This window comes from Algibacter sp. (genome assembly GCF_049667265.1).
In the GTDB taxonomy this organism is placed as follows: domain Bacteria; phylum Bacteroidota; class Bacteroidia; order Flavobacteriales; family Flavobacteriaceae; genus Algibacter_B.
In genome coordinates this window covers 1-8631 of sequence record NZ_JBATHX010000058.1, presented here as the reverse complement: position 1 = coordinate 8631, position 8631 = coordinate 1, and the positions used below count along the sequence as shown (strand labels likewise).

Below are 8631 nucleotides of genomic sequence, written 5' to 3'. Positions count from 1 at the left end.
AACCAATCCAGCCAAATAATAATATTAAAAACGGAATTAAAAAAGAAGTTGCTTTTCCACTACCGCTAACCGTTGTAAAGAAACGTTCCCAACGTGGGTTTTTGCCGTCCCAACTCATCCAAATAAACACAGGTTTCCCGATAACGTGATCGAAAGGCACAAATCCCCAACGTCTGGCATCAATGGAGTTATGGCGGTTATCACCCATCATCCAGTAGTAATTTTGTTTGAAGGTATAGCTATCTGTTACTTCTCCGTTGATAAGGATTTGATTGCCTTTAACCTGAAGCGAATTGCCTTCATATTCTGTAATGACGCGTTTGTATAACGGTAAAACATTTAAATTGATAGCTATTGTTTTGCCTTCTTCAGGAATATAAAGTGGTCCAAATTGATCGACATTCCAATTGTAATTTGGGTCATGTGGAAATATATCTGAATCTCTAACGCCCTTTTCCTTTATGTTAGGAGTGATACTTTCTACATTTGGGTGATTTTTAAACTTAGCTAAGGCTTCATCTGAAATAGCTGAAAAATAGTAAGTATTTTGAGCATTCATTATGCCAAAACCATCCGTAATATCATATCGATCCTTTAAAAAATTAGGATTAAACTGATTCGTTTTAGGTTGCACGAAATAGCTAAACTGTAAATGCGCTCTATCAGGAAGCTCATTTTTCTTTCCGTTTATGTAAACATAGCCATCTCTAACCTCAAGAGAATCACCAGCAACACCAACGCAGCGTTTTACTAGGTTTGTCTTTTTGTCAATCGGTTTGTAGTAGTTTCGTTTTGGTGTAAAATCATTCATATCCAGCAATGTATCTGCTGGCTGATTAAACACTACAATCTCATTTCTGTCAATTTTTTCAAAAGCTGGAAACCTTAAATATGGCAATTGTAATTTATTTTTCCAAGCCGTTTTGCGTTCTTCAAAATGGTCATTAAATAAATATGATTTTTTATTGAGTCCAGGAATGGTGTCGTGAACCATTGGCGCTCCAACAGTTGTCATTGGCACTCTAGCACCATAATGAAACTTGCTTACAAAGAGAAAATCGCCTACTAACAATGATTTTTCCAATGAGGAAGAAGGAATCGTAAACGGTTGCATAAAATACGTGTGAACAATAGTTGCTGCTACAATGGCAAATAAAATAGAGCTTGTCCATTCGCCTGAACTTGATTTTGGTTCTAAACTTCTGTTTTCAACATAGCTTACATCTGCAACATAATTAAGGTAGAAATTGTAAAATCCAAGCGTTACAACAGCCAAAATAGTATCTACCGTCGTGTTTTTGCCAAAACTTCTAGCAGTTTCAACCCAAACAACAGGAAGCATAATAAGATTTACAATAGGTAGAAATAATAAAATTATCCACCACCAAGGACGGTTAATTATTTTCATTAAAATGACGCCATTATAAACTGGTACAAAGGCTTCCCAAGCTTGTCTGCCAGCTTTTATGTAGAGTTTCCATGTACCTAAACCATGAATTACTTGTATTATTAAGATGAAAATAAACCATTGTGTCCAAGTCATAATCTTAAAATTTTAATTTTTTGTTAGTTGTTTCAACGCTTGAGTTGTTACAGTAGAATTAGAAATTAACCAATATTTAACACGTCGTTCATCGTGAAAACACCTTTTTTACCTGCAATCCATTCAGCTGCTACAACGGCCCCAAGTGCAAATCCTTGTCGAGTATGTGCAATATGCTCAATGTTTATAGTATCTACCTCACTTTCATAAGTTACTGTATGTGTTCCAGGGACATCTTCAATACGTTTTGCTTTTATTGGAATGGTTTTTTCGCCACCTTCATCTAGCTTCCAATTGGTATAGCTGTCATGATTTTCAATAACACCATTGGCCAATGTAATTGCTGTTCCACTCGGCGCATCCAGTTTTTGTGTATGATGAATTTCTTCCATGGAAACGTTATACTGTTTCAAAGCACTCATCATTTTAGCCAACGTTTTATTTAATTCAAAAAAGATATTGACACCTAAACTATAGTTGGAGGCATAAATAAAAGCACCTTTCTTTTCTTTACATAAAGCAACGGCATCATCGTATTTATCTAACCAACCTGTAGTTCCAGAAATTACGGGAACATTGTTGTTAATACAATTGGAAATATTATTAAAAGCCACATCTGGAATACTAAAATCAATAGCAACATCGGCTTTGGTAATATCATAATCAGTATCCCCTTTGTCAATAGTCAAAACCACATTATGACCGCGACTAATGGCAATCTGCTCTATGGTTTTACCCATTTTTCCGTATCCTAGTAATGCTATATTCATAAATTGCGTAATATCTGTTAATTGCCTGTTGCCGGCCTAAAATTTAAAATTTAAAGTTAAACCCACGTTACTTTTAGCATCAAACTCATTAAACTTGTAATGCGGTGCTAAAGATAAGTTTTCATCAACATTATATTGTAATAAATGAGCATCCACATTGGCATCGATAATGTTTAATGCATAGAAACCGAGGGTTACTAAAAGTGATATTTCTTTATTCCTACGATAAAATTGTTGGGCATCTTCAAGTTTTGCGGTTGTTACTCTTGGAGTTGATAGTTGATTTCCTTGAGAATCTAAATAAAACTCATCATTTGTATAACCTGCGAGTCTACTTTTGTAAGCATCTCGGTATCGGTTATATTCTTTATTGTTATCAATATAAAAATAAATACCTGTACCAATAGCACCATAAACTATGGGGATTTTCCAGTATTTTTTATTGTATGCTTGGCCTAAACCCGGTAAAATTGCTGAATAAAATGCCGCTTTTGCAGGCGAAAGTGCGTCTATAGGTTCAGTTGGTTTAATAATGGAATCAATCACAACTTCTTTAGGAAGCTCGGTGGTGTTTTTCTTCTTCTTGTTTTGAGAGAAGGAAGCAAAACAAAGTAAGCATGTTAGTATTCCTGTTATTAGAAATTTATTTGGAATCACCTTGAACTAATTTTTTTATGCGGTTAAAATCTTCTTCAGAATGAAAAGGAATTGTAATTTTTCCTTTCCCGTTTTTAGAGACTTTAACGTCAATTTTATGTCCAAAGTATTCTGAAAATGCAGTAATTCCTTTTTTAACAAACTTTGGTATTTCCTCAACATCAGGTTTTTTTGAAGGTGTTTTGGTAGGTCCAGAGGTGTTAAAATCGCGGATAATATTTTCAGTTTCTCTTACAGAAAGTTTGCCTGAGAGGATTTTTTCGTAAATATCCAATTGGTCATTTTGGTCTTCAATAGCAATGATAGCACGACCATGGCCCATCGAAATAAAACCATCTCGCATCCCTGTTTGGATAATAGGATCGAGTTTTAATAAACGTAAATAGTTAGCAATGGTAGACCGTTTTTTTCCAACACGCTCACTCATTTGTTCTTGAGTTAAATTGATTTCCTCAATTAAACGTTGGTATGAAAGTGCAATTTCAATAGGATCTAAATCTTGACGTTGAATATTTTCAACCAAGGCCATTTCAAGGGATTCTTGATCGTTTGCAATTCTAACATAAGCTGGCAACGTTTCTAAACCTAATAATTTAGAAGCTCTAAAACGACGCTCACCAGAAACTAGTTGATATTTATTAAGTCCTAATTTTCTAACCGTTATAGGCTGAATAATGCCTAGTTCTTTTATAGAAGACGCTAATTCACGAAGTGATTCTTCACTAAAATTTGAACGCGGTTGAAACGGATTTACTTCAATGAAATCTAAATCTAATTCAACAATGTTACCAATAACTTTATCGGCATTTAAATCTTGAGCCGATTTTATATCGTTACTTGGGTCTTTTAATAGTGCAGATAAACCTCTTCCTAAAGCTTGTTTTTTAGTTGCCTTAGCCATAATTAAGCGTTTTTATTAATGACTTCTTTTGCCAAACTTAAGTAATTGTTAGCACCTTTACTACTGGCATCGTAATTAATTATGCTTTCGCCATAACTTGGAGCCTCGCTAAGTCTTACATTTCGTTGAATGATGGTTTGAAACACCATATCGTTGAAGTGTTTTTGTACTTCTTCAACCACTTGGTTTGATAATCGTAAGCGCGAATCGTACATGGTTAGCAGTAAACCTTCAATATCCAACTCGGGATTATGAATTTTTTGAACACTTTTTATGGTGTTTAAAAGTTTTCCTAAACCTTCTAATGCAAAATATTCACATTGAATAGGAATAATTACAGAATCAGCTGCAGTTAAGGCGTTTAAAGTTAATAAACCCAATGAAGGTGCGCAATCAATAATGATAAAATCGTAATCATTTTTAATATCGACCAATGCCTTTTTTAGCATGTATTCACGTTCATCCTTATCAACAAGTTCTATTTCAATAGCTACTAGGTCGATATGTGATGGAATAATATCTAGATTAGGCGTTTCAGTTGGTATAATGGCTTCTCTGGCAGTATTAGAATGCTCTAAAAGTTGATAAGTTCCTATGTCAACAGTTTCTACATCTATTCCAATTCCAGAAGTTGCATTTGCTTGAGGGTCAGCATCTATAAGTAATACTTTCTTCTCTAGAACACCTAGTGAAGCTGCTAAGTTTATTGAGGTTGTAGTTTTGCCTACACCTCCTTTTTGATTAGCAATTGCTATGATTTTACCCATTAAATGATTTGGTTTTATTAGCGGCAAAAATACGATTATTTACGAGGAATAAAAACGGAACTTGTTAACAAATTGGTTAACGGTAGTGCTGTTTATTATGGATAATTATTTGCTTAATCAATCAATATTTCAAGAATCTTAATGGCAGCATCGCTAATGTTTGTTCCAGGCCCAAAAACGCCAACAGCACCGGCATCAAATAAATATTGATAATCTTGCTTTGGGATAACGCCACCAACAATAACCATAATATCATCTCGCCCATAAGCTTTTAAGGCATCAATAACTTGTGGCACTAGGGTTTTATGACCAGCAGCCAAGGAGGAAACACCTAAAATATGTACATCGTTTTCAACAGCTTGTTTGGCTGCTTCTTGTGGGGTTTGAAATAGTGGTCCAATATCCACATCAAAACCAATATCTGCATAACTTGTGGCTACAACTTTTGCACCACGATCATGCCCATCTTGACCCATTTTTGCAATCATAATGCGAGGGCGTCGGCCATCTTGTTCTGCAAAAATATCGGCTAATTTTTGAGCTTTTTTAAATGATTTATCGTCCTTAATTTCTTTACTATACACGCCAGAAAATGATTTTATTTGTGCTTTATATCGTCCGAATTCTACTTCTAAGGCATCACTAATTTCGCCAAGTGTAGCACGTGCTCGAGCCGCATCTATGGCTAAAGATAATAGATTTTCTTTTCCTGATTTAGCTGCTTCGGTTAATTTTGATAAAGTATTTTTAACTTTTTCAGGATTTCTTTCAGCTTTAATGCTAGTTAATCGCTCAATTTGAGAGTTTCTAACCGTTTGATTATCTACTTCTAAAGTTGAAATAGCGTCCTCTACTTCAAGTCTATATTTGTTAACACCAACAATAATATCTTGCCTAGAATCTATTCTGGCTTGTTTTCTTGCCGCTGCTTCTTCAATTCTTATTTTTGGTATCCCAGCTTCAATAGCTTTGGTCATGCCGCCAAGTTCTTCAATTTCTTCAATTAAACTCCATGCTTTTTGGGCGATATCGTTTGTTAGTTTTTCAACATAATAACTTCCTGCCCATGGGTCAACAGTTTTGGTTATTTTGGTTTCTTCTTGTAAAAATATTTGTGTGTTTCTAGCAATTCTTGCTGAGAAATCGGTTGGTAATGCAATCGCTTCATCTAAGGCATTGGTATGTAAACTTTGAGTGCCTCCAAAAGCTGCTGCTGCTGCTTCAATAGTGGTTCTTGCCACATTATTAAAAGGGTCTTGCTCGGTTAAACTCCAGCCAGAAGTTTGGCAATGGGTTCGTAATGATAAAGATTTTTCATTTTTTGGGTTGAATTGTTTTACCAGTTTTGCCCATAACATTCTGGCAGCTCGCATTTTAGCAATTTCCATAAAATGGTTCATACCAATAGCCCAGAAAAAAGATAGGCGAGGAGCAAAGGTGTCAATATCCATGCCTGCTTCTAAACCTTTTCTAATATATTCTAATCCGTTTGCTAGTGTGTAAGCTAACTCAATATCGCAAGTAGCACCAGCTTCCTGCATATGATAACCAGAAATACTAATGCTGTTAAATTTTGGCATGTTTTTACTGGTATATTCAAAAATATCTGAAATGATTTTCATGGAAGGCGAAGGTGGATAAATGTAGGTGTTACGCACCATAAACTCCTTTAAAATATCATTTTGAATCGTGCCATCCAATTGTTCGGGTTTTACGCCTTGCTCTTCGGCGGCAACAATATAAAATGCCATAATGGGTAAAACGGCACCATTCATGGTCATGGAAACCGACATTTTATCCAACGGAATTTGGTTGAAAAGTATTTTCATGTCTTCAACCGAATCGATGGCGACACCTGCTTTTCCAACATCTCCAACCACACGTTCATGATCCGAATCATAACCACGATGCGTTGCTAGATCAAAAGCTACGGAAAGCCCTTTTTGTCCGGCAGCTAAATTTTTTCTGTAAAAAGCATTGCTTTCTTCGGCTGTTGAAAATCCAGCATATTGACGGATAGTCCATGGCCGCCGAACGTACATGGTACTATAAGGGCCTCTTAGATTTGGCGCTATTCCGGCAACGAAATTTAAATGTTCTAAATCTTCAATGTCTTCCTTTGAATAGGTAGATTTTATATCAATATCCTCAGCCGTTCGAAATGTAGAAGGTTCTAGTTTCTTGTTTTCAAACGCTGACTTTATTGTAATATGTTGAAGATTTTTTCTTGTCATAATTTTTTAGTGATCGTGCCCTGCGTGTGGGTCAAGTTCTGGTTTTTTATCAATTGAAGGTAATTGGTTGAAATCTACTTTTTGCTCAGGTTTATCAAAATTTATTTTAGAGAAATCAACGCCAAACATTTTCGAATAATATAAATCTAGAGCAATGTACATGGCTAAATTTTTATCAGCTAATGCATTTTTATAATTTGTAACTATGGCAGCGCCAAACAATTTTGGAGCCATACTGTTGGTTGATAAAAGGGCGTTTAATGTTGTTTTAATATTAGTATCAACAATGCCACTCGAGATGCATTTTAAGGCTGGACTGTTATAGTTTAAAGTGTTATTACTCCAAAGATTATCCTCTTTCTTTAAGGCTTCAAATACTTTTACGGTGTGTTCTGAAACCATGTCTTCTGGTTTTAGATTTCCATAAATTGAAACTCTCAAAATTTGTGAATAAGCTTTGCTTAAACTTGCCATTTGTGGGCTTCTGCTATAATGGTTTGTAATATCATCTTCAAAGCTGTAAAGGGCTTCATTTAGAAGTTTTGAATTCGTTCCTTCGCAAGTAAACGCCATAGGTTTGTCGGCATATTTAAAGTCTTTAAATTCATTTTCTTTTTTGCAACTAAATAAAGTTATGCCTAATAAAAATGCTATAAGCGTAATTTTTGAGTTCATTTCAATTTTCATTTTTTAATCGTTTTTGTTCTGAGTTTTCTGAGAGTCGTTTTTCTATAATAGGTTCAATTAAGGTTTTTCTGGAGTTGGTTTTTACAAATGGGTAAAGCTCTAATTCATTTTTCATTTTATCATCAGCATTCGGGTGCTTGTTTGTGCCTAACAAAACTTCTGTGCCTTCATCAAATTGTTGTTGCTCTTTTAAGGCACTTTCCTTTATTTTTCTTTGAATAGTACCCAGTTTTAGTTGTTTTAAAAAACCGCCATTGGCTTCAATGTTTTTAAATAACTCTAAAGCTTTTTCTGAAAGTTGGGTTGTTATTGTTTCAATATAATAGGAGCCATCAGCTGGATTGTTCACCTTGTCAAAATAACTTTCGTGCTTTAAAACTAAAAGTTGGTTTCTTGCAATGCGCTCTCCAAATTCGTTGCTTTTATGGTAAATATAATCGTATGGCAAATTACAAATTACATTCGCGCCACCAATAATAGCACTCATACATTCGGTCGTGGTGCGCAACATATTGGTGTTGTAATCGTAAAGCGTTTTGTCGCGCTTTGTTGGGGTTGCAATAATGCGACATTCTGAATTTAGGTTGTATCCAGATGCTAAAGATTCCCATAATTTTCTTAAGGCTCTTAACTTTGCGATTTCAAAAAAGTAATTGGTTCCTACTGAAACATGAAAAGTGGCAAGTATCGACTTGTTATCTGTTTCTGAATTTTCTAAATAATTTAAATATTCATTAGCATGCGCTAAGGCATAAGCTAATTGTTGTGTCATATTTGCACCAGCATTTTGGTACAGCGAAGCATCAATGGAAAAAGAATGGGTGTTTTTTACAATGGTTTCAAAGGCTTTAAAATCATCGTTTAAATTATTAAACCAATTTCCAGTTTTATTCAGTTGTCCAATAATATCCGTCTGAATATTTGCATTAGGAACCAGTTTAAGTATTTTTTCAATGAAGACTTCAGAAAGAAATTGCAATTCAAAATATAATGGCGTTGTACTTAAATGGATGTTTTCTATTAAGTTTTCAATCGAAACGGTTTCAGAAGGAATAATAAACTTAATACTTTC

Annotated in this window: 8 protein-coding genes; all 8 read right to left on the bottom strand. The window is 34.8% G+C overall.

Annotation, left to right across the window (positions count from 1 at the left end):
* Positions 1-1543, bottom strand: a 1543-nt coding sequence (lepB, locus tag WBN21_RS02200) for a signal peptidase I (RefSeq protein ID WP_424197669.1), incomplete at its 3' end; no start/stop codon positions are given.
* A 65-nt stretch (positions 1544-1608) separates the two neighbouring features.
* Positions 1609-2313, bottom strand: coding sequence for a 4-hydroxy-tetrahydrodipicolinate reductase (dapB, locus tag WBN21_RS02195; RefSeq protein ID WP_424197668.1), 705 nt, complete (start codon positions 2311-2313; stop codon positions 1609-1611).
* 36 nt (positions 2314-2349) lie between these two features.
* A complete protein-coding gene (locus tag WBN21_RS02190) occupies positions 2350-2967 on the bottom strand; it encodes a DUF5683 domain-containing protein (protein ID WP_424197670.1) in 618 nt (205 codons plus the stop codon).
* Positions 2957-3871 (bottom strand): ParB/RepB/Spo0J family partition protein, encoded by a 915-nt coding sequence (locus WBN21_RS02185; protein ID WP_424197667.1) that lies wholly within the window; start codon positions 3869-3871, stop codon positions 2957-2959. Before WBN21_RS02185 ends, WBN21_RS02190 begins: the two co-directional genes overlap by 11 nt.
* A gap of 2 nt (positions 3872-3873) precedes the next feature.
* Positions 3874-4638 (bottom strand): ParA family protein, encoded by a 765-nt coding sequence (locus tag WBN21_RS02180; RefSeq protein WP_424197666.1) that lies wholly within the window; start codon positions 4636-4638, stop codon positions 3874-3876.
* 113 nt (positions 4639-4751) lie between these two features.
* Complete coding sequence (gene scpA, locus WBN21_RS02175; RefSeq protein ID WP_424197665.1) at positions 4752-6872, bottom strand: methylmalonyl-CoA mutase; 2121 nt, start codon at positions 6870-6872, stop codon at positions 4752-4754.
* A 6-nt stretch (positions 6873-6878) separates the two neighbouring features.
* Complete coding sequence (locus tag WBN21_RS02170) at positions 6879-7559, bottom strand: hypothetical protein (protein ID WP_424197664.1); 681 nt, start codon at positions 7557-7559, stop codon at positions 6879-6881.
* Positions 7549-8631: methylmalonyl-CoA mutase subunit beta (locus tag WBN21_RS02165; RefSeq protein ID WP_424197663.1), on the bottom strand; the 1083-nt coding region annotated here is incomplete at its 5' end. The genes WBN21_RS02165 and WBN21_RS02170, both read right to left, overlap by 11 nt.

What these genes read in the sequence shown, in the direction of transcription:
- scpA (WP_424197665.1), bottom strand. Translation starts at nt 6,872, where the DNA reads ATGACAAGAAAAAATCTTCAACATATTACAATAAAGTCAGCGTTTGAA.
- WBN21_RS02170 (WP_424197664.1), bottom strand. Translation starts at nt 7,559, where the DNA reads ATGAAAATTGAAATGAACTCAAAAATTACGCTTATAGCATTTTTATTA.
- dapB (WP_424197668.1), bottom strand. Translation starts at nt 2,313, where the DNA reads ATGAATATAGCATTACTAGGATACGGAAAAATGGGTAAAACCATAGAG.
- WBN21_RS02185 (WP_424197667.1), bottom strand. Translation starts at nt 3,871, where the DNA reads ATGGCTAAGGCAACTAAAAAACAAGCTTTAGGAAGAGGTTTATCTGCA.
- WBN21_RS02180 (WP_424197666.1), bottom strand. Translation starts at nt 4,638, where the DNA reads ATGGGTAAAATCATAGCAATTGCTAATCAAAAAGGAGGTGTAGGCAAA.